This window comes from Knoellia sp. Soil729 (assembly GCF_001427985.1).
Lineage (GTDB): Bacteria > Actinomycetota > Actinomycetes > Actinomycetales > Dermatophilaceae > Knoellia.
Map to the genome: position 1 here is coordinate 23,867 of NZ_LMSA01000004.1, position 19,024 is coordinate 42,890.

At 69.3% G+C, this 19,024-nt stretch carries 18 protein-coding genes; 9 read left to right on the forward strand and 9 right to left on the reverse strand.

Features of this window, described 5'->3' with window-relative positions:
* Positions 1-13: 13 nt before the first annotated feature.
* Positions 14-913 carry a TIGR01777 family oxidoreductase gene (locus tag ASG74_RS14065; RefSeq protein ID WP_056144897.1) on the forward strand — a complete coding sequence of 300 codons (900 nt, stop codon included), beginning with the start codon at positions 14-16 and terminating at the stop codon, positions 911-913.
* Between the two features lie 55 nt (positions 914-968).
* On the opposite strand, the gene ASG74_RS14070 is transcribed toward ASG74_RS14065, so the two are convergent.
* Positions 969-2,567: a serine/threonine protein kinase gene (locus ASG74_RS14070; RefSeq protein ID WP_056144900.1), complete on the reverse strand. Its 1,599-nt coding sequence runs from the start codon at positions 2,565-2,567 to the stop codon at positions 969-971.
* Between the two features lie 51 nt (positions 2,568-2,618).
* Positions 2,619-3,245 carry a DUF5701 family protein gene (locus ASG74_RS14075; RefSeq protein ID WP_056144903.1) on the reverse strand — a complete coding sequence of 209 codons (627 nt, stop codon included), beginning with the start codon at positions 3,243-3,245 and terminating at the stop codon, positions 2,619-2,621.
* A gap of 82 nt (positions 3,246-3,327) precedes the next feature.
* Here ASG74_RS14075 and ASG74_RS14080 point away from each other — a divergent pair, with 82 nt between their 5' ends.
* Positions 3,328-4,062, forward strand: coding sequence for a peptidase E (locus ASG74_RS14080; RefSeq protein ID WP_056144905.1), 735 nt, complete (start codon positions 3,328-3,330; stop codon positions 4,060-4,062).
* Between the two features lie 27 nt (positions 4,063-4,089).
* Here ASG74_RS14080 and ASG74_RS14085 read toward each other — a convergent pair whose 3' ends face one another.
* From ASG74_RS14085 to ASG74_RS14095, 3 genes are read right to left on the reverse strand one after another with little or no spacing between them, the layout of a single operon-like run.
* Complete coding sequence (locus tag ASG74_RS14085) at positions 4,090-4,695, reverse strand: DinB family protein (protein ID WP_056144908.1); 606 nt, start codon at positions 4,693-4,695, stop codon at positions 4,090-4,092.
* Positions 4,685-5,743 (reverse strand): Gfo/Idh/MocA family protein, encoded by a 1,059-nt coding sequence (locus tag ASG74_RS14090; protein ID WP_056144911.1) that lies wholly within the window; start codon positions 5,741-5,743, stop codon positions 4,685-4,687. Before ASG74_RS14090 ends, ASG74_RS14085 begins: the two co-directional genes overlap by 11 nt.
* 10 nt (positions 5,744-5,753) lie before the next feature.
* Entirely contained in the window at positions 5,754-7,979 is a 2,226-nt protein-coding gene (locus tag ASG74_RS14095; protein WP_056144914.1) for an MMPL family transporter, read from the reverse strand.
* A gap of 76 nt (positions 7,980-8,055) precedes the next feature.
* On the opposite strand from ASG74_RS14095, the gene lipB reads away from it, so the two are divergent.
* Positions 8,056-8,688, forward strand: a complete 633-nt coding sequence (lipB, locus tag ASG74_RS14100; RefSeq protein WP_056144916.1) for a lipoyl(octanoyl) transferase LipB — start codon at positions 8,056-8,058, stop codon at positions 8,686-8,688.
* A gap of 106 nt (positions 8,689-8,794) precedes the next feature.
* Here the strand turns inward: lipB and ASG74_RS14105 are convergent, their stop codons facing one another.
* Positions 8,795-9,211: a hypothetical protein gene (locus tag ASG74_RS14105; RefSeq protein WP_056144920.1), complete on the reverse strand. Its 417-nt coding sequence runs from the start codon at positions 9,209-9,211 to the stop codon at positions 8,795-8,797.
* A 186-nt stretch (positions 9,212-9,397) separates the two neighbouring features.
* Here ASG74_RS14105 and lipA point away from each other — a divergent pair, with 186 nt between their 5' ends.
* Genes lipA through ASG74_RS14120 form a run of 3 tightly spaced genes read left to right on the forward strand, consistent with a single transcriptional unit; the run spans position 9,398 to position 11,926 of the window.
* Positions 9,398-10,432 carry a lipoyl synthase gene (gene lipA, locus ASG74_RS14110; protein WP_056144923.1) on the forward strand — a complete coding sequence of 345 codons (1,035 nt, stop codon included), beginning with the start codon at positions 9,398-9,400 and terminating at the stop codon, positions 10,430-10,432.
* A gap of 58 nt (positions 10,433-10,490) precedes the next feature.
* Positions 10,491-11,222 (forward strand): DUF4191 domain-containing protein, encoded by a 732-nt coding sequence (locus tag ASG74_RS14115; RefSeq protein WP_056144927.1) that lies wholly within the window; start codon positions 10,491-10,493, stop codon positions 11,220-11,222.
* A gap of 56 nt (positions 11,223-11,278) precedes the next feature.
* Positions 11,279-11,926 carry a LysE family translocator gene (locus tag ASG74_RS14120; RefSeq protein ID WP_056144930.1) on the forward strand — a complete coding sequence of 216 codons (648 nt, stop codon included), beginning with the start codon at positions 11,279-11,281 and terminating at the stop codon, positions 11,924-11,926.
* A 10-nt stretch (positions 11,927-11,936) separates the two neighbouring features.
* On the opposite strand, the gene ASG74_RS14125 is transcribed toward ASG74_RS14120, so the two are convergent.
* Entirely contained in the window at positions 11,937-12,353 is a 417-nt protein-coding gene (locus tag ASG74_RS14125) for an RDD family protein (protein ID WP_056144932.1), read from the reverse strand.
* 172 nt (positions 12,354-12,525) lie between these two features.
* On the opposite strand from ASG74_RS14125, the gene glnA reads away from it, so the two are divergent.
* A complete protein-coding gene (glnA, locus tag ASG74_RS14130; protein ID WP_056144935.1) occupies positions 12,526-13,950 on the forward strand; it encodes a type I glutamate--ammonia ligase in 1,425 nt (474 codons plus the stop codon).
* Between the two features lie 233 nt (positions 13,951-14,183).
* Positions 14,184-14,828, forward strand: coding sequence for a class II aldolase/adducin family protein (locus tag ASG74_RS14135; protein ID WP_056145325.1), 645 nt, complete (start codon positions 14,184-14,186; stop codon positions 14,826-14,828).
* A gap of 43 nt (positions 14,829-14,871) precedes the next feature.
* Here ASG74_RS14135 and mtnA read toward each other — a convergent pair whose 3' ends face one another.
* On the reverse strand, positions 14,872-15,939 hold the full coding sequence (mtnA, locus tag ASG74_RS14140; protein ID WP_056144938.1) for an S-methyl-5-thioribose-1-phosphate isomerase: 1,068 nt from the start codon (positions 15,937-15,939) through the stop codon (positions 14,872-14,874).
* Positions 15,940-16,064: 125 nt separating this feature from the next.
* On the opposite strand from mtnA, the gene ASG74_RS14145 reads away from it, so the two are divergent.
* Entirely contained in the window at positions 16,065-16,640 is a 576-nt protein-coding gene (locus ASG74_RS14145) for a sugar O-acetyltransferase (RefSeq protein ID WP_056144941.1), read from the forward strand.
* A 126-nt stretch (positions 16,641-16,766) separates the two neighbouring features.
* Here the strand turns inward: ASG74_RS14145 and ASG74_RS14150 are convergent, their stop codons facing one another.
* Entirely contained in the window at positions 16,767-19,001 is a 2,235-nt protein-coding gene (locus ASG74_RS14150) for a N,N-dimethylformamidase beta subunit family domain-containing protein (protein WP_156465414.1), read from the reverse strand.
* Positions 19,002-19,024: the final 23 nt, after the last annotated feature.

Sequence of the window (19,024 nt, forward strand, 5' to 3'; positions counted from 1 at the left end):
GGCCCTGAGCTCCATGTCACAGCGCATCGCCGTCGCCGGCTCGTCCGGTTTGATCGGTGGTGCGCTGTGCCGTTCCCTGCGGGAGCGCGGTGACGAGGTGATCCGCCTCGTGCGTCGCCCGCCCGAGCACTCCTCGGAGGTGCAGTGGGACCCGTCGACACGGCACCTCGCGCCCGAGGTGCTCGACGGTGTCGACGCCGTCATCAACGTTGCCGGGGCCAGCTTGGGCGCCCATCGCTTCACCCCGGCCTTCAAGGCCGAGGTGGTCCGTTCCCGTACCGATGGCACCACGGCACTGGCCACGGCGATTGCCGCGACCGGACGGCCGATCCACCTCCTCAACGGGTCCGCGGTGGGCTACTACGGTGACCGGGGCGACGAGGTGCTCACGGAGGAGAGCAGCGCCGGCTCCGGTTTCCTCGTCGACGTCGTCCACGCCTGGGAGGGTGCGACCGAGCCCGCCGCGCAGTCGGGCGCGCCCGTCTCGCTGTTGCGCACCGGCATCGTGCTGGACCCGCAGGGTGACGCGATCAAGGCGTTGCTCCTGCTGACCAGGCTCGGGCTCGGCGGACCTCTCGGCAACGGTCGGCAGTACTGGGCCTGGATCACGCTCGAGGACCACGTGCGCGCCGTCCAGCACGTGCTCGACAACGTGCTGCAGGGCCCGGTCAACCTCACCGGCCCCGAACCCGCGCCCCAGCGCGAGGTCGTCGCCGAGATGGGGCGCCAGCTCCACCGGCCGACCCTGCTGCCGGCGCCCAAGCTCGCGCTGCGCGCCATCGTGGGCGAGATGGGGGACAACATCGTGTCCAGCCAGCGAGCCATCCCCCAACGGCTTCTGGACAGCGGCTTCGACTTCAACCAGTCGACGCTCGAGGACGCCGTGAGCTGGCTCCTCTCACGCCAGCGCTGACCCCCGGCGCAGTCCCGGGCCGAGTGGCCCTCCCTCGCCTCCAGCGAGGCCACGCTCAGGGTGACCGCACGTCGTGGACCCGCCAGCCCGAGTCGGTCCGCATGAGGTCGAGAAGCACCGCGTCGCCCGGGACCGCCCCGCGGGGCTGGTCTCCGCCCGGTCCCCTCACCACGTGCGCGCCCGTGTCGATCGCCGCGCGGATCGTGGTCACCCCGTCGCTCGCGCCCACGACGGTGGCGTCACGCACCACGAAGGTGAGCCCGGCGTAGCGCTGGTGTGCCCGCTGCACTCCCGCGAGCACCTCGGTGTCGCGGGTCATCGCCGGGGAACGAGGCGCGTCGACCTCGACGAGGCGAGCGGCCACGCCGGTGGACCACGCGAGCGCGCGGGCATCGGCCAAGGCCTGCACCAGGCCGACGGGGTCCCGATCGGGTGCATCCGGCACGCAACGGGGGTCGGTGGGGGCGAGGTCGGCGGCCGGGGCCCGCTCATGACCACTGTCTGGACCGGCACCCTGCGGGCCGGACGAGGACGCCACTGCGTCCTGGCGACCCGCGGTCCACGAGACGATGCCCAGCGTCAGCGCCGACACCACTGCGACCACCGCCAACCAGGGCACGAGCCCACGCAACGCACCGCCGGTTCGGCGAAGCAACGACCCGACGCGCGCACTCCATCGGTCCTCGACGGCCCGTCGCCGCAGCCGTGCACCCAGCAACGTGCGCCGGGCCGCCCCTTTCTCGCCCACACCCCCACGCGCACCGACAGCGGACTCCGCCCTCGCGCAGGCACGGATGCGGCGGGTGAGGAGGCTGACGTCGTCCTCGCCACGCACGAGCACGAGCGGCTGCGCTGGGGCGCTCTCGAAGATCGCCACCGCGAGTGCGTCCGCGCCGGGACGATCCTCCGGCCGAGAACGCAGCGCACCCTCGACAGCTGCGACGAGCTCATCGCCCAGGCCGGGCACACGGTCCCCCAGCCGCCCCCGGAGCACGGCGGGCCCAGGTGCCTCACCGGTGAGGCAGAACCACGCCAGCGCACCGAGGGCATGGACGTCGGACGCCGTGGTGGGGATCGCACCCAGGAGGACCTCCGGTGCGACGAAACCCTCGGTACCCCGCGGCTCGCCGGGTTGCTCCCCCACGATGCGGGCCACCCCGAGGTCGGCAAGGAATGGCTGGCCGTCCAGGTCGAGCAGCACGTTGTCCGGGGACAGGTCACCGTGGACCACGCCGACGCCGTGCAGCCGTCCCACGGCCGAGGCGATCGGGCTGAGGACCGAGACCACCTCGCCCGGCGCGAGATGCCCGCGAGCGCGCACGGCAGCGCCGAGCGTTCCCCCCGCCAGGTGGTCGAGCACAAGAGCCACGTCACCGCTGGGCAGCGCCGTCGCCTCGTGCAGCCTCACCAGGTGCGGTTCGTGCAGCCGTCCCAGCACGGCAAGCTCGACCAGCGCGTCCTGGGCGTCGAACGCCGGCACGACCTTGATCGCCACGCTCTCGCCCGCACTGCTGGTCGCCGACCACACGGAACCGGACCCGCCCTGCCCGATCGGCTCGACGACGTCGTAGCCGGGCACGCTGGGAGCGCGGTGGTCCACGATCCGGTGGCGTCCGGCATACCGGCTCTCGGGTGCCCTGTCGGGGTTCTGCATCAGCCCATGCTGGCCGAGATGACGACACCCGCCGCGGGGTTTTCCACAGCCTCAGGCGATGCGCTCCCCCGCCGACGCGACTCCCAGCCAGGTGTGCGGGTTGCCGTCCCAGCACCAGCCGAGCTTCGGCGCGCGCTCGCTGATCCACAGCGCGGGGACCCTGCGGTCGGCTCGTCGCGAGCCGGAGAGCATGAAGCACCTGTTCTTCTCGAGCAGCTGCGGGGCCTGGGTCACGACGGCGATGCCCTCGTCGATCGTGAGCGGGGTCCGCCCGCGCCCGCGGATGACGGGCAGGGCGTCCTCCGGCCGCACGCCGCAGAACTCCTCACCGCGGTCGATGTCGACGAGCAGGTAGGCGGGGGCCATTGGCACCTCGAGCTCGGGCAGCGGGTCGTAGGTCGCGAGGTCTCCCGGCGCGTGGTTGCGGTCGACGACCCCGGGCTTGCGCCCACCGACGAGGCGCAGGAGCGGGACGGTCGTCGTCGGGTCGACGAGCTGGCGCGTGACCACCACCGTGTATGCCGTCCGCCCCGGTTCCTCGCTCGGCGGCACCTCGTCGAGTCGGTGGGCTGGCTCCCTCAGGGGGGCGAGCTCACGGCGAAAAGCGTTCTCGCTCAGGCCTGCCAGCGCCGGATAGCCCAGCTCGACCAGACGGTCGACCTGCTCCTCGAACGACATGCGCTCTCCCTCCTCTCGGCACCGGCTCGTTCAACGCCCCGTCGTCACGGGAGGTTCCGATGGTCCCGCTAGGGTCGGCACCATGCCTGCCGACCAGCCCACGATCCTTGCCACCTCCGGTGGCTACCGCCCCGCGAGCCGCACCCAGTTCGAGTTCGACGCCCTCGTGCACCACGCCGTCGAGCTGTCCGGCGTCACGGGACGCCGGCCCAGGGTCACCGTGGTCGGTACGGCGATGGGCGACCAGCGCTACCTCAACGACCACCTGCAGCAGGCTGGGCGTGTGGCCGGTTTCGAGGTCACGACCTTGGACCTCTTCCCGATGCCGAACCACGACGACGTGCCCGGGCTGCTCCTCGACCAGGACGTCATCTGGGTCAACGGCGGGTCGGTCGCCAACCTGCTGGCCGTCTGGGCCGTCCACGACCTCGGTCCTGCAATGCGCGCGGCGTGGGAGGCCGGAGTCGTCCTGTCGGGTGTCTCCGCGGGATCGATCTGTTGGTACATCGGCGGGACCACCGACTCCTTCGGTCCGGAGCTGCGAGCGGTCACCAACGGGCTCGCCCTCCTCCCCTACGGCAACGGCGTGCACTACGACTCGGAGGCACGCCGCCGACCTCTCGTCCACGAGCTCGTCGCCAGAAGCACCCTTCCCGTGACGCACTGCACCGACGACGGGGTCGGGCTCGTCTATCACGGGACCGAGCTCGTCGAAGCGGTCTCGGAGCGCGATGGCAAAGGTGCCTACATCGTCACGCGGGATGGTGACGCCGCCGTCGAGGAGCGCATCGAGCCACGCCGTCTCACCAACCCCTGACGCAGTTCGCTGCGCCCGGCGCTCGTCTCAGCGGAAGCCGTCTGCGGTGTTCTGCAACCGATTTCGGTGGGTCTCCCAGTAGTCCACTCCACCTTCGGGCAGGTTCGAAACACCCTCGCGCAGACCGGCAGCACCATCGATGAGCTCGCGGACGATGTCCATGTGACCGGCGTGCCTGTTGGTCTCGGCGATCATGTGGACGATGAGCCACTGCATCGAGACGGCTGTGCCGGCATCGCCCCACCACTCGACCGTGCCCGTGTCGTCGAGGTCGAGTTCCTCGATCGCCGCGTCCGCGTGAGCGGCAACGTGACGATAGAGGTCGACGATCGACTCACGAGACTCCTCGGCCGTGGCCCACATGTCGGCGTTGTCCTCGATGGTGTCGGCCATCATGTCGGCGTACCACGCCGGCAGGTCCGGTACCGGGCGGCCGATGCAGTCACCGAAGTAGCCCGCCTCGACTCCGGCGAGGTGCTTGACGATGCCGAGGAGGTTCGTGCCCGTCGGTGTCAGGGGACGACGGACGTCGTGCTCGGACAGTCCCTCGAGCTTCCAGAGCACGGCCTCGCGTGCCCGTCCCAGGTAGCGTTGCAGAATCGCCTTGTGGTCGTTGCCCATCTCAGGACTCATCGTCGGTGTGACCCGGGCGCACGCCGGGTGTCATCACCTCGACGACCCGCTCACCCTCGGCGCTGACGCGGGCCGCGTCGATGACGGCAAGGGTGTGGATGGCATCGCGCGGGTCGACCGGCATCGCGGCCTGCGGGTCAGGTGCCGACAGCGCCGCACCGACGGCACGGTAGAAGTCGGCCTGGGTGGAGGCCGTCGTGGGCACGGGCTCGCGCTCCTCCGACCGGTAGAGCCAGCCGCAGTGCTCCGCGTCGGCATCGGCCCAGTCCGCGAAGACGTTGGGCTCCCCTTCGAACTCGTTCTGGATGTAGGCGGCCTCCCGTCCCAGGAGACGGACCCGCGGTCCGGGAGCTCCCGAGACCGAGAGGGCACCGAGGTGACTGACCACGCCCGACTCGTGACGGCATACGAAGAACGCATCGTCCTCTGCCGCAGTCGTGTGCGACTCGACGGTCGCGAACACGGTGAGGATCGGCCCGAACAGCTGCACGGCCGAGTCGACGAGGTGCGCGTGCAGGTCGAGCATGATGCCCCCACCGTCCGAGGGAGCGGCGTTCTCGCGCCAGCGGTCCTTGGGCACCGGGCGCCACCGCTCCCAGCGCTGCTCGCAGCGGAAGACCTCTCCCGCAAGGCGATCGGCGACGACGGTGGCCAAGGTTGTGAATGCCGGGTCGTAGCGCCGGTTCTGGAAGACGGTGAGGGGCACCCCGGCCCGCTCGGCCGCGTCGACCACGGTCAGGCAGTCGTCGGCGTTGACCGCGAGCGGCTTGTCGACCACGCACGCGACGCCGGCCTCGATGACCTTGAGTGCATGCTCGAGGTGGTCGCCGGTCGGTGTCGCGAGAACGACGACGTCGAGCCCATCGACTGCCAGGAGTGCGTCGAGGTCGTCCACCACCAGTGCGTCGGGGAAGTCCGAGGCAACCTCGGCCCGGCGTTCCGGGTTCGAGGTCGCCACCGCCGCGATCTCGAGCCCCGCCTCGGCGATGATGGGGGCGTGGATGCCCCGTCCGGCTGATGCGTATCCCGCGAGTCCGACTCTGGTCATGCCGAGAACCCTAGTGCTCGGCTGCGGCTCCCTGACCCGGGTTCTCCGCGTGTCGGCCGCGGTCCCCGGCCAGTCGTGCGGGCCACCACACGCGGCGCCCGATGTCGTGGACCAGAGACGGCACGAGCAGGCTGCGCACGACGAACGTGTCGAGGATGACTCCGAACCCGACGATGAACGCGATCTGTACGAGGAAGACCAGCGGCAGCACGGTCAGCGCGGAAAACGTTGCGGCAAGGACGATCCCGGCGCTCGTGATCACTCCGCCGGTCACCGCCAGACCGACCAGCACTCCGGGGCGGGTGCCTCGGTGCACCGACTCCTCGCGCACCCGGGTCATGAGGAAGATCGAGTAGTCGATCCCGAGGGCCACGAGGAAGACGAACCCGTAGAGCGGGATCGCCGGGTCACTGCCGCCGAAGCCCAGCACATGCTCGAACACGAGCGAGGCCACCCCGATCGTCGCCGCGAACGAGACCACGTTGGCGACGACGAGGAGCAGCGGGGCCAGCACGGACCGCAGGAGCAAGCAGAGCACGAGGAAGATCACGAGCAGGATCGCCGGGACGATGACGCGCAGGTCCCGACCACTGGCATCGAGGACGTCGAGGTTGATCGCTGCCTGTCCACCGACGAGCGCATCGGAGCTGACGGTGTCGAGGGAGGTGCGCAGGCGGCGGACCGTTTCCTCCGCTGCCGGGCTGTCGGCCGACCCCTTGGCCGTGCCCTGCACCAGCTGGAGGCCGTCGACCGGTGCCGGTGGTGGTGCGTCCTGTCCCGGGACCGCAGGGCTGAGGCCGATGTAGGCATCCTCGATGCCGCGGTCGGCGGCGAGTGCGTCACGCACCGCCTCGGCCCGGTCGGCGGGGACGATGACCTGGATCGGGTTTCCCGCCCCGGCGGCGAAGTGACGCTCGATGGCGTCCTGCGCCTGCACGGAGTCGGTCGGGGCGAGGAAGGTGTCCTTGATGCTCACGCCGTCCGCCCGGAACGACGGAGCGAAGCTCGCGGCGGCCAGCAGCGCGACGAGGGTGATGACCCACGTGCGACGGGGGTGCCGCCCGACGAGCCCGGCGACCCTGCCCCAGAGTGACCTGCTGCCCACGACGTCCTCGGCGTGCACGTCATCGACGCGAGGAGCGAAGGGCCAGAAGGCCTTCCGTCCGAAGACGAGCAGTACCGCGGGGAGGAACGTCAGGGCCGCCAACAGGGCACCGGCAATCCCCACCGCACCCACCGGCCCGAGCCCGGCGGTGTTGCGCAGGGAGGCCAGCAAGAGGCACAGCAGGCCCAGGATGACGGTCGCGCCCGACGCTGCGATCGGCTCGACGGCACCACGCCACGCCCGCCTGAGGGCCACCCAGGTGTTCGACTCGCCGTGCAGCTCCTCGCGGAAGCGGCTCACGAGCAGGAGTGCGTAGTCGGTGGCGGCACCAACCACGAGGATGAACATGATCCCCTGCGACTGCCCGGACAGCTCGATCGTGCCGCTTTCGGCGAGCGGTCGGATGACGAGCGCGGCCAGGCTGAGCCCGAAGACGGCACTGAGCAGCACGGCGATCGGCAGGATCGGGCTGCGATAGACCACGAGCAGGATGACGAGGACGACGGCGAGCGCGACGAGGAGCAGGACACCGTCGATACCGGCGAACGCGGCCGAGAAGTCGGCGACGAGCCCACCCGGGCCTCCCGCATGCGTCGTCATCCCGGTGCCCGCGACCGCGAGGCGCGCCTTGACCCGTACCCCCTCGGCAGCGACGACGATGGGTGCCTCGCCGTTGACGACCTCCGAGGCGGCGGTCTCCTTGAGCGGGATGACGATGAGGGCGGCGCGCCGGTCCTCACTGGGGACGGGGGCCAGACGGCTGCCCTCGACCACGTAGTCGCCCAGCGTGCGATCAGTCCCGGGCAGGGGCAGGGAGGGCAGGTCGGCCGCGAGCCGGGTGAGGGCCAGCCCGTCCTTGGCATCGAGCTCGGAGCCGTCCTTCTGCTCGGCCACGACGATGAGCGGGATCTCGTCCTCGTCGCTGAACCGGCTCACGGCGTTGAGCACTGCCGTGGACTCCGCGTCAGGAGGCAGGAACGACGCGTTGTCGTTCTTCTGCACCTCGGACAGGCGCCCGATGGCAGGTCCTCCCACGGCGCCGACAGCCAGCCAGCACAGCAGGACCGCCAGGGCGCCCAGCAGCACGGCCCTCGGACGGCCCATCCGCCGTGCGGTGCTGCGTGGCTTCATCGGCTCACCCTAAGTGCCCGAGCGCGGGTACCGGACCGCGCAAGGCAAGGGTGAGCCCACGGCATACGGTGGTGTCATGCATTTCGTGCACTTGGGTTTCGCCCCGGACTTCGTCGACTACGAGGACGGATGGCAGCGCCAGCGCGAGGTCCACGCCGCCGTGGCGGAGGGTCGCGAGCCCGACACGACGCTGCTGCTGGAGCACTCGGCCGTCTACACCGCGGGCAAGCGCACCCAGCCCGAGCAACGGCCCTTCGATGGGACGCCGGTCGTCGACGTCGACCGCGGCGGCCTCATCACGTGGCACGGTCCCGGCCAGCTCGTCGGCTACCCGATCGTGGCGCTCAAGGGGGTGCCGATCGACGTCGTGGCGCACGTGCGCCGCCTCGAGGACGCCATGATGCGGATGACGCGTGAGTTCGGCGTCGAGACGGTGCGCGTCGAGGGCCGCAGTGGCGTGTGGGTGCTCGCCGACGAGCGTGGTCCCGACCGCAAGCTCGGTGCGATCGGCGTGCGCGTGAGCAAGCGCGTCACGATGCACGGCTTCGCCCTCAACTGCGACGCCGACCTGTCATGGGCCGACAACATCGTGGCGTGCGGCATCGAGGACGCCGGCGTCTCGTCGATCAGTCGCGAGGCCGGGCGCACCGTCACGGTGCAGGACGTCCTCCCCTACGCCGAGAAGCACCTCACCGACGTCCTCGGCTGAGCTCACGACCTTCTGTCGGGGCGTGCGTGACGAGTCGGGTTGCCCGCAGGGCCCGACCCGTCGCAGAGGTACCGAACGGTGGTCGTGGGCGTATGCCGTCCGTTCGTCACTGCTGGCGTCCGCACGTCGTCAGGTCGGGCAGCTCCGTGACCGTCCCGCAGGAGACGTGCGAGTGCTCCTCGCTTCCGAACCGGTCCTTGCTGGAGTCGATGTCCGCGGTGAGGGTGCCGTCGTAGGTCAGCTGCCATGAGGTGACGATCGGGTCGCCCTCGGCCGTGGGGGTGGTGACCGTGAGCGCGGCCCTGCGGCTCTCCTCCAGAGCACGGTCGAGGCAGGCCAGCTCTGCAGCGGCGGCCACGGTCAGCTGTTCCCCCTGGTCCAGGACGACATCACCGCACGAGACGTCATCTGACGCCGAGCTCGGTGGCGTCGCCAAGGGCGCCAGCGTGGGATTCTCGCCCACCGACGTCGAGCCACAGGACGTCAGGAGCCCGATCGCTGCCAGCAGCAGAACTCTTCTCATGCCCCTCTGACGCCGGCGGGTGCCGAGCGGTTCCTTGACCGGCGAACGACACGCTGGGCCCCCGGGCCGCCTGTGCTGAGCACGAGTCACGCCACCTCTGGGGCAAGCGTGTCGTCGGCCGGTGGGCTTCCCTGCACGCCGAGGGCGAATGTGGGGTTGGACACGCCCCGGCGTAGGCTGGCGAGTGTGACTGCCGCACCCGAAGGACGCCGTCTCCTGCGCGTCGAAGCCCGCAACTCCGAGACCCCCATCGAGCGCAAGCCCGAGTGGATCCGGACCACGGCCAAGATGGGCCCCGAGTACACCCAGCTGCACTCGATGGTGAAGAAGGAAGGCCTCCACACCGTCTGCCAGGAGGCCAGCTGTCCCAACATCTTCGAGTGCTGGGAGGACAAGGAGGCGACCTTCCTCATCGGCGGTGACGTCTGCACCCGCCGCTGCGACTTCTGCGACATCGCCACCGGACGCCCGACGAGCCTCGACCTCGACGAGCCGCGACGCGTCGCCGAGTCGGTCCGGTCGATGGGCCTGCGCTACTCGACCGTCACCGGCGTCGCCCGCGACGACCAGCCCGACGGAGCCGCCGGCCTCTATGCCGAGACGATCCGCCAGATCCACGCGCTCAACCCCAACACCGGCGTCGAGATCCTGCCTCCGGACTTCGGCGCCAAGCCCGAGCTCGTGAGCCAGGTCTTCGACGCCCGTCCAGAGGTCTTCGCCCACAACCTCGAGACGGTGCCGCGCATCTTCCGCCAGATCCGCCCCGCCTTCACCTACGAGAAGTCGCTCAAGGTCCTCTCGATGGCGCGCGAGGCCGAGCTGGTCACGAAGTCCAACCTCATCCTGGGCATGGGCGAGGAGGACCACGAGGTGGAGCAGGCGATCGCCGACCTCCACGATGCGGGCTGCGACATCCTCACGATCACCCAGTACCTCCGCCCCTCCAAGCTGCACCACCCGATCGACCGCTGGGTCAAGCCCGAGGAGTTCGTGCACTGGAGCACGGTTGCCGAGGACATGGGCTTCAAGGGCGTCATGGCGGGTCCGCTCGTGCGCTCGTCCTACCGCGCGGGTCGCCTGTGGGCCACGGCCATGACCAAGTGGGGCCGGCCGATCCCCGAGCACCTGTCGCACCTGGCCCAGGCCGCCAGCGACCCCGCCCGCCAGGAGGCCGCGTCGTTGGTGGCGCGTTCCGAGGCCACCGCCCGGGCCGTATCCTGACCCTCTAGCACCGGCGCGCCTCCCGCGTGCCATCCACCGACGCAGGAGCACGCACCTCGTGGCCAAAGAGACCACCGAAGAGAAGAAGCCCGGCCGGATCGCCGAGATCCGCCAGGCCTACTCCGCCATCAAGCAGCTCGACGCCAAGATCGGCTGGGCGATGCTGCTCGCCGCCCTCGTGACGTTCGCGGTCATCGTGGGCATCGGTTTCCTGTTCGGCGGCCTGTGGCGCTGGTACCTCATCATCATCGCCATCCCGTCGGCCCTACTCGCGGCCGTCTTCGTCATGAACCGGCGTGGCAACAAGGCCATGTACGGCGCCCTCGAGGGACAGGCCGGCGCCGCCGGCGCCGCGCTGCAGAGCGTGGGCAAGCGTGGCTGGTACGCCACCACCGAGCCGGTCGCCATCGACGCCAACCGCGCGTCCAGGGCGAGCGAGCTCAGTGGTGCGGCCATGGTGTTCCGTGCCCTCGGCCGCCCCGGCATCGTGCTCATCGGCGAGGGCCCCAAGCAGCGCGTCCTCAAGCTCCTCAAGGCCGAGGAGAAAAAGGTCACCCGGGTCGCCCCCGGCGTCCCCGTCCACCTCTGGGTCGTCGGCAACGGTGACGACGAGGTCAAGGTCAGCAAGATCAGCTCCAAGCTGACCCGCATGCGCCCGGTCCTCACCAAGGAGGAGGCGTCGGTCGTCAACAAGCGCCTCAAGTCCCTCGGCGGCCTGCGCACCGGCGTCCCCGCCGGCATGGACCCCACCCGCGCCCGCGTCGACCGCAAGGCGATGAAGGGCAAGTAAGCCACCGCGCGGAATCCGCTCGCTGCCCGTGCGTGGTCGGGTCTAACGTGCGGCGTATGCCGTCCGCTCCCACCCTTGCCACCTTCGCCTTGGCGTCGTTGCTGCTGATACTTTTCCCCGGGCCCGCGATGCTCTTCCTGGTCGCTCGTGGCGCTGCTGGCGGCCGCCGAGTCGGGGTGATGTCGGCCCTCGGAGTCGAGACGGCGACGGCGACGTTTGTCGTGGCTACGGCGCTGGGGCTCACCGCCGTCCTCGCCACCTCGGCGTTGGCCCTGTCGGTCGTGAGGTACGTCGGTGCCGCCTACCTCATCTGGCTCGGCATCGGGGTACTGCGCACTCGCGGAGCCTCCACCACGGTCGTCGCACCGGCCGTCTCGGCTCCCACGAGTGACTGGACGAGCTGGCGCCAGGGCTACGTCGTGGGCATCGCCAACCCCAAGGTGGCCCTGTTCTTCCTCGCGTTCTTCCCGCAGTTCCTCGACCCCGCCCGCGGCTCGATGACCGGGCAGATCCTCGTCCTGGGCGCGGTCTTCGTCACGATCGGGCTCATCTTCGACGCGAGCTATGGCGCTCTGGCCGGGACGATCTGGTCCCGGCTGGCGCGGCGCCGCGGCACTCGCTCGGCCAGGGGCAAGGTCGCGATCGGCCTGACCTACATCGGCCTGGGCGGCTTCACGGCCGTGACCGGGTCGCGCGCCCTGTGAGGCGGTGCGGTCAGCGGCGCACGATGACGGTGCCGGCTGCCGCGTCGTGGAAGCCGCGTCCGTGCCGGTCGCTGAGGACGGCGGGGATGAACAGGCACAGTAGAGCGGTGCGGATGAGCACCTGCAGTGGGAACGAGCCCGCGCGCACCTGGAGGACCTGCATCCGCAGGAGCGCCTGACCGGGCGTCGCCGCGAAGGCGGTGATGCTCAGAAGGTTGATCGCGGCAAGGACGGCGAGCGGCACGAAGGACTGCGCTCCCCCCGCCCCCATGTCGGCACCGAACCCGTAGGTCGAGATGAGCTGCGCGATGATCCAGTCGACGAGGAGACCGACGGCGCGACGCCACAGTGGAGCCATCGACCCGGGACCGGAAGCCGGCATGCCCAGCTGCTGGCCGGCATACTCCGACGTCTGTTCCGTGCTCACGTGCAGGACTGTATGCGCTCTCACTGCGGACGCTCCCGACGGGTGCGTGCGACCTCTGGCAGGGTGTAACACCGGTGAAACATTCGGGTCATGGTCGAGAAACCCCCCGCATCTAGGTTTGCGGTCGTGCCCGGGCGTCGCTGCCCTTTCCCCTTTGCCTAGGAGGCTCCACTTGTTCAGCTCTGCTGACGAGGTCCTGTCGTTCATCAAGGACGAGGACGTCAAGTTCGTCGACATTCGCTTCTGCGACCTGCCCGGTGTGATGCAGCACTTCAACGTGCCCGCCCAGTCGGTGGACCAGGACTTCTTCACGGTCGGCCAGGCCTTCGACGGTTCGTCGATCCGCGGCTTCCAGGCCATCCACGAGTCCGACATGAAGCTCATCCCGGATGTGAAGTCGGCCTACCTCGACCCGTTCCGTGAGCACAAGACGCTCATCATGAACTTCTCGATCGTCGACCCGTTCACGGATGAGCCCTACAGCCGCGACCCGCGCAACATCGCCGCGAAGGCCGAGGCCTACCTCGCCTCGACCGGCATCGCGGACACGGCGTACTTCGGTGCCGAGGCAGAGTTCTACGTCTTCGACGACGTGCGCTTCGAGACCAAGGCGAACGCGAGCTACTACTACCTCGACTCGATCGCCGGCGCCTGGAACACCGGCCGGGTGGAGGAGGGCGGCAACCTCGGCTACAAGCCGCGCACCAAGGGTGGCTACTTCCCCGTGCCGCCCGTGGACCACTTCGCCGACCTGCGCGACAACATCTGCCTCAAGCTGGCCGAGGTCGGGCTCAACGTCGAGCGCAGCCACCACGAGGTCGGCTCGGGCGCGCAGCACGAGATCAACTACCGCTTCAACACGCTGCTGCACTCGGGCGACGACATGATGAAGTTCAAGTACGTCGTCAAGAACACGTGCTGGTCCTACGGCAAGACTGCGACGTTCATGCCGAAGCCGATCTTCGGTGACAACGGCTCGGGCATGCACACCCACCAGTCGCTGTGGAAGGACGGGGAGCCGCTGTTCTACGACGAGCGCGGCTACGGCGGCCTGTCCGACCTCGCGCGCTGGTACATCGGTGGGCTGCTCAAGCACGCCCCGGCGGTGCTCGCCTTCACGAACCCGACGGTGAACTCCTACCACCGCCTCGTCCCGGGCTACGAGGCGCCGGTCAACCTCGTCTACTCGGCGCGCAACCGCTCCGCGTGCGTGCGCATCCCGATCGCGGGCGACTCCCCCAAGGCCAAGCGGATCGAGTTCCGCATCCCGGACCCTTCGGGCAACCCCTACCTCGCGTTCGCCGCGCAGCTCATGGCGGGCCTCGACGGCATCAAGAACCGCATCGAGCCCCCGGAGCCGGTCGACAAGGACCTCTACGAGCTGCCGCCGGAGGAGCACGACGCCATCGAGCAGGTTCCTGGCTCGCTGCCGGCCGTCCTCGACGCGCTCGAGGCCGACCACGAGTTCCTCCTCGAGGGCGATGTCTTCACCCAGGACCTCATCGACACCTGGATCGAGTGGAAGCGCAAGAACGAGGTCGACCCGATCCGCTTCCGACCGCACCCGCACGAGTTCGAGATGTACTTCGACATCTGAGCAGCGAGGGCGGAGGTAGGGGCCGACGAAGGAGGCACCTGCCGCAGCCCGAGGTGCCAGATGTCGAAGATACGAGTTCGACATCTGAGCAAACCCGCAGGTCCGAGAGCTACGGGTCGTTTGAGTCCGCAGAGAGTCCGCCCGTGCCGCCAGCACCGATCCGACGGCAGCACGGGCGGACTCCTGTGCGTGGGCACGGTCTGGACGCCGTGACGATGGACCACAATGGCGGCATGGCGACGACCCACACCGAGACCCACATCGAGACCCTCACTGGCGAGCTCATCGAGGCCGGCGCCCACGTGGTCTCACGCGGTCTGGTCCAGGCCAGCGGTGGCAACCTCTCGGCCCGGCTGCCGGGAACGGACCGCTTCCTGATCACGGGCACCGGCACCTGGCTCAATCGACTCGTGCCCGACGACTTCGCTGTGATGACCCTGGCCGGGGAGTGGGTCGACGGTGCCGAGCGCGCGTCGGTGGAGTGGAAGCTTCACCAGCGCACCTACGCCGCTCGCCCTGACGTGTCGGCGATCGTGCACCTGCACCCCCAACACGTCCTGCTGGTCGACATGCTCGGCGCGCCCATCCGCTTCACGACCTTGGACCACCAGTACTACCTCGGCAGCGCGGCTCGGGTGCCCTTCCTGCCGTCAGGGTCGGACGCCATTGCCGAGGCCGCCGCGCAGGCCGCCCTCGACCACGACGCCGTGGTCCTGGCCCACCACGGGTGTTCCACGCTCGGCGACTCTGTGTCCATGGCCATGCGCCGCGCCCTCAACCTCGAGGAAGCGGCCACGATGACCTATCGCCTGCTCGTCGCGGGCAACACCACGGCCACCTTCCCCGCGGAGTTCAAGGACACCATCGTCACCGTCTGAGCCCTCACGCCTACCGCCTCCTCATCTTCCTGGAGGCGGGTCGTCACTCAACCCTTGCCGCGACGATGTTTCCCGCCAACGCCGCGAGGTCGCTTCCCGAGCGCGGCTCGGCCACCCCACGCTCGGTACTCACCGCATCGACAAGGCGCGCCGGGGTGACGTCGAAGGCTGGGTTGAAACCCTGCGTCCCCTCGGGGACCACGCGAGCGCCCGCCCATTGGGTCACCTCGTTGCCATCCCTCTCCTCGATCTCGATCCCCGATCCGTCGTTCATGGAGAGGTCGACCGTGGACCACGGGGCGGCCACGAGGAAGGGAATGCCAGCGTCCCGGCACGCGAGGGCCACTCCGAGGGTCCCGATCTTGTTGGCGGTGTCGCCGTTCGCCGCGATCCGGTCGGCGCCGACCACCGCAAAGTCGACCAGGCTACGCATGATGGTCGAGGCGGCGGCGGAGTCGGTCTGCACGACGTGCGGGATGCCGTCGTTCGCAAGCTCGTATGCCGTCAACCGCGCACCTTGGAGCAACGGCCTGGTCTCGTCGGCGTAGACGAGCTCGACACGGTCGCGGGCATGCAGCTCGCGGATCACCCCGAGGGCGGTCCCCCAGCCGGAGGTCGCGAGGATGCCGGCGTTGCAGTGGGTCAGCACCCGAAGCCGGCGACGGTCGATCCGCTCGAGGAGCCAGTCCGCAGCGAGCCGGGAGAGCTCTCGGTTCGCGGCCTCGTCCTCGCGAGCCAGTCGCAGGGCCGCGCTCAGCACGGCCTCTCGCCCGGACGCCATGAGCGGCCGCACCTCGTCGACTCCCCATGCCAGGTTGACCGCCGTCGGGCGCGCGTGGCGCACCCGGTCCACCGCGGCCTGAAGGTGGGTGTCGTCCCAGTTCTCTCGCACCGCCTCGTCCATGGCGACCACCACGCCCAGGGCGCCCGCGACACCCAGCGCTGGCGCGCCTCGCACGGCGAGCTCGCGGATCGCGGCCACGAGGTCATCCGTGCGCTCGACCGTGCGGAACTCAGTGCGCAGTGGGAGCAGGGTCTGGTCGAGCAGACGCACCGCTCCCGCCCGGTCGCGGCCGGCAGCGGGGTCCCATTCAATGGCACGCAGGGTCATGTCGTCACCCTATGCGCGCCCAGCCGCGGTCCCACGATCCGCCTCGCAGTGCCCAATAGCCGTCGAGAGTAGACAGACTCCCGCTTGGACCCGGTGCGGGCGGGAGTTTGTCTACTCTCGACGGCATGGAGCTCCGGGCGTTCTTGGACCACGTCAACGCGGGCCGGTTGATCGAGGGCGGTTCGGAGGCTCACCAGTTCATGCACGGCGCCGCCCAGGAAGCGCTGCGCACGGTTGCCGAGATCAACGCGGGCTATCGCACGGCCGAGCAGGTAAGGGCGCTCCTGTCCGAGCTCACGGGCAGGGTCGTGGACGAGTCGGTCGTGGTCTTCCCGCCGTTCTACAGCGAGTTCGGCAAGAACCTCACCCTCGGCAGGGGTGTCTTCATCAACATGGGATGCCGCTTCCAGGACACCGGCGGCATCACCATCGGTGACGGCTCCCTGATCGGGCACGGCAGCACCCTGACGACGCTGAACCATGGGATCGACCCCGAGCGCCGCGCGGACATGCTTCCGGCACCGGTCGTCATCGGACGCAAGGTGTGGCTCGGCGCCAATGCCACGGTGGTTCCCGGAGTGACGATCGGCGACGGCGCCATCGTGGGTGCCGGCGCGGTCGTCACCAAGGACGTGCCGGCCAACACGGTCGTCGCCGGAGTGCCGGCCCGGCCCATCCGGGATACGGGCTTCACCGCCTGAGCCTGAGCACCCGGTCGAGGACTGGCGATCGACTGACGGACCAACCCGGGCCGAGCCACCACACTCGAAGTGGCACTCATCCCTTCAGAGGTCACGCTGGTGACGCTGCCTCTGACTTCAGCTCCCCTACGGGTTGGCCTGGAGAGGCATCGACGGCGCCATGACACGAGCTGCCGGCATCTTGGGCGTCGTCCGCTCAATGGGGTCGTTGGGGCTGATCCATGTCAGCACGTTGGTCATCATCGTCTGAACTGCCGTCCGAGAGGTAGCACTGGGTGAGGGCACGGTCCAGGTGGAGGGGCATCGGCCGACCAAGTAGCAGCTGAAGGAGAAGACCGAGGCGTTGAAGACGCGGCTCCCCGATGGCGCCGTGAACGCGGTGACGGTGACCGGCTTGGTCCCACGGGTGCCGCGGCACAGGCCCTGACCAGCGAAGAGAGTGGCAATGCCCGGCTGCTGATAACGACCGGGCTCCATGTAGTCGATCTCTCCGGCGATGAAGCCGGGGAGGGTCGTACCGGGCGTGACGCCGTTGAAGAGCCAGGAGGACCCGGTGGTCATCGTGCTTCCATTGAGGGGGCACTGGTACTCGGCGCCCAGGAGCGGCTGGGACGCGTATGCGTCACCCACCCACTTCCACGTGGTGGAGTTCTCTCCCGCCGTCCAGCGGTCGGCATCCCAGGCGCGTCGGGAGCTGCTCGTGAATGCGATCTTGCGGTACACGGTGTTGGCGCCCATGCTCGCGACGTTGACGCCGCTCTTGATGGTCTGGCTGAGTGCGGCGCGCATCCCCGTCGAGTAGTACTCATCGTGCGCGGGCATCATCAGGTTGGTTGCCCGGCTGGCTATCTGTCCACCGAACTCGTCCATGTCGTTGTCAGTCCAGTACGTGACGTCGACGCCTTGGGACTCGAGCCAGAAGACCATTCCTTGCTCCAGGGTCAGGAACTGCCCTGAACCCTGTCCCTCGGTGTATGGCCGGTCAAAGCTCAGTCGCGCTGAGGGGTTTGTGGTGCTGTAGAAGCCCGCACCGCCGAAGTTGTTGTATGCCGACCAAGTGGTCGTGGCCTGCTGCAGCAGGACGTCGTGCTTGGTTCCGCTGTCGTCGCGAACCGTCAGGGGGGCATACGTCGCGGTTGTGCCATCGTCCACCCGGATGAGGTACACGCCCGGTGCCCAGTCGGGTGTGATGGGGATGGTCAGCGTGGTGGACCAGTTCGCAGCGGACACCGAGTACAGGTTGTGGCCGTCCTTGGTGCCCCCAAGAATCGGGGCCGGCTGCTTGACCGTTCCGACCTGGGTCTGGGTCCACACCTCGCGAGCGCCGAGACCCTGGTAGTACCCCATTCGGTAGGCCGTGACGGTGACGTCGGCGCCGGAGTCGACCTTGAGGTCCACCGACTGGCCACAGGTGGCCGACACCTGTGTGAGGTACGCCGACATCTTGCCGTTCATCGAGGTCGGGATGACCCAGCTTCCAGTTCCGGGCTTGGCGTTCTCCGTGGCGATCGAGTCCCACGCTGAGGGGCACGGCGAGGCAGGCTGGTCGATGGGTGTCACTGGTACGGGAGCCATCGAGGCAGGAGGAGCGATGAGAGGCAGACGCCCAGAACCATTGGCGAGGATCGTCCCATCAGCCTTCCGCGCCGTCATTGCCAAGACGTTGATACTGCCGTAGACGGAGAGCTTGACGTTGTAGACCGGAATGCTGAGCTGGGTACCGACCGACACCGCAAGTGGCGCTTTCGGAGTCCACGTCACGTAGGAGCCGGATCGCACCAAACTCCCATTTGCGGTCGACAGGGACCCAGTGGCGCTGGCGGGAAGGTACAAGCGCACGGATGCCAAGGTGCCGCTACGCGTCACTTTGGTGAGGTATCTCAACGTCGTGGTTGTGCCGGGCACGGTCGAGGTGCCCGTCACACTGACAGCCGCGGTGTAGCCGGTCCCCGACGAGAGGGTCACGCCGGAGGTCGACCTCGCGGTGAACCGCAGTCCCCAGGGCCCCAGACCACTCGGCAGCACGAACCCACGCATCGTGACGTTGAAGCGGTACCCCACTGCCACGGTGAGCTTGGATGACGGCTTCCAGCGCAGCACTCCGGGGGAAACCGTACGGATCGAGCCGTTGGGCGAGGTGATGGAACCCCGGGTCCCCGCGGGCAACGTCACGTCAACGTACGACACCGTGCCGCCACTCGTTGCAGTCGAGAGGTACTGCAGACCGTGCTTCCCGTCCGGTCGGGCCAGTGCGAAGACCTGCACCCCGGCGGTGACTGCCTCGGCGGCCGGAGCCGCCGCCAACCCCGCGAGAACCAGCAGTAAGCCAACGACGCTGGTTCCGATGCTACGTCGGATCATCCCGACCCCCCTCTTGCTGCTGC

Coding starts and splice junctions, on each gene's coding strand:
- ASG74_RS14120 (WP_056144930.1), top strand. CDS start 11,279: ATGCCGTCCGCTCCCACCCTTGCCACCTTCGCCTTGGCGTCGTTGCTG.
- ASG74_RS14065 (WP_056144897.1), top strand. CDS start 14: ATGTCACAGCGCATCGCCGTCGCCGGCTCGTCCGGTTTGATCGGTGGT.
- ASG74_RS14135 (WP_056145325.1), top strand. CDS start 14,184: ATGGCGACGACCCACACCGAGACCCACATCGAGACCCTCACTGGCGAG.
- ASG74_RS14090 (WP_056144911.1), bottom strand. CDS start 5,743: ATGACCAGAGTCGGACTCGCGGGATACGCATCAGCCGGACGGGGCATC.
- ASG74_RS14105 (WP_056144920.1), bottom strand. CDS start 9,211: ATGAGAAGAGTTCTGCTGCTGGCAGCGATCGGGCTCCTGACGTCCTGT.
- ASG74_RS14145 (WP_056144941.1), top strand. CDS start 16,065: ATGGAGCTCCGGGCGTTCTTGGACCACGTCAACGCGGGCCGGTTGATC.
- ASG74_RS14075 (WP_056144903.1), bottom strand. CDS start 3,245: ATGTCGTTCGAGGAGCAGGTCGACCGTCTGGTCGAGCTGGGCTATCCG.
- ASG74_RS14095 (WP_056144914.1), bottom strand. CDS start 7,979: ATGAAGCCACGCAGCACCGCACGGCGGATGGGCCGTCCGAGGGCCGTG.
- mtnA (WP_056144938.1), bottom strand. CDS start 15,939: ATGACCCTGCGTGCCATTGAATGGGACCCCGCTGCCGGCCGCGACCGG.
- ASG74_RS14150 (WP_156465414.1), bottom strand. CDS start 19,001: ATGATCCGACGTAGCATCGGAACCAGCGTCGTTGGCTTACTGCTGGTT.
- ASG74_RS14080 (WP_056144905.1), top strand. CDS start 3,328: ATGCCTGCCGACCAGCCCACGATCCTTGCCACCTCCGGTGGCTACCGC.
- ASG74_RS14085 (WP_056144908.1), bottom strand. CDS start 4,695: ATGAGTCCTGAGATGGGCAACGACCACAAGGCGATTCTGCAACGCTAC.
- lipB (WP_056144916.1), top strand. CDS start 8,056: ATGCATTTCGTGCACTTGGGTTTCGCCCCGGACTTCGTCGACTACGAG.
- ASG74_RS14070 (WP_056144900.1), bottom strand. CDS start 2,567: ATGCAGAACCCCGACAGGGCACCCGAGAGCCGGTATGCCGGACGCCAC.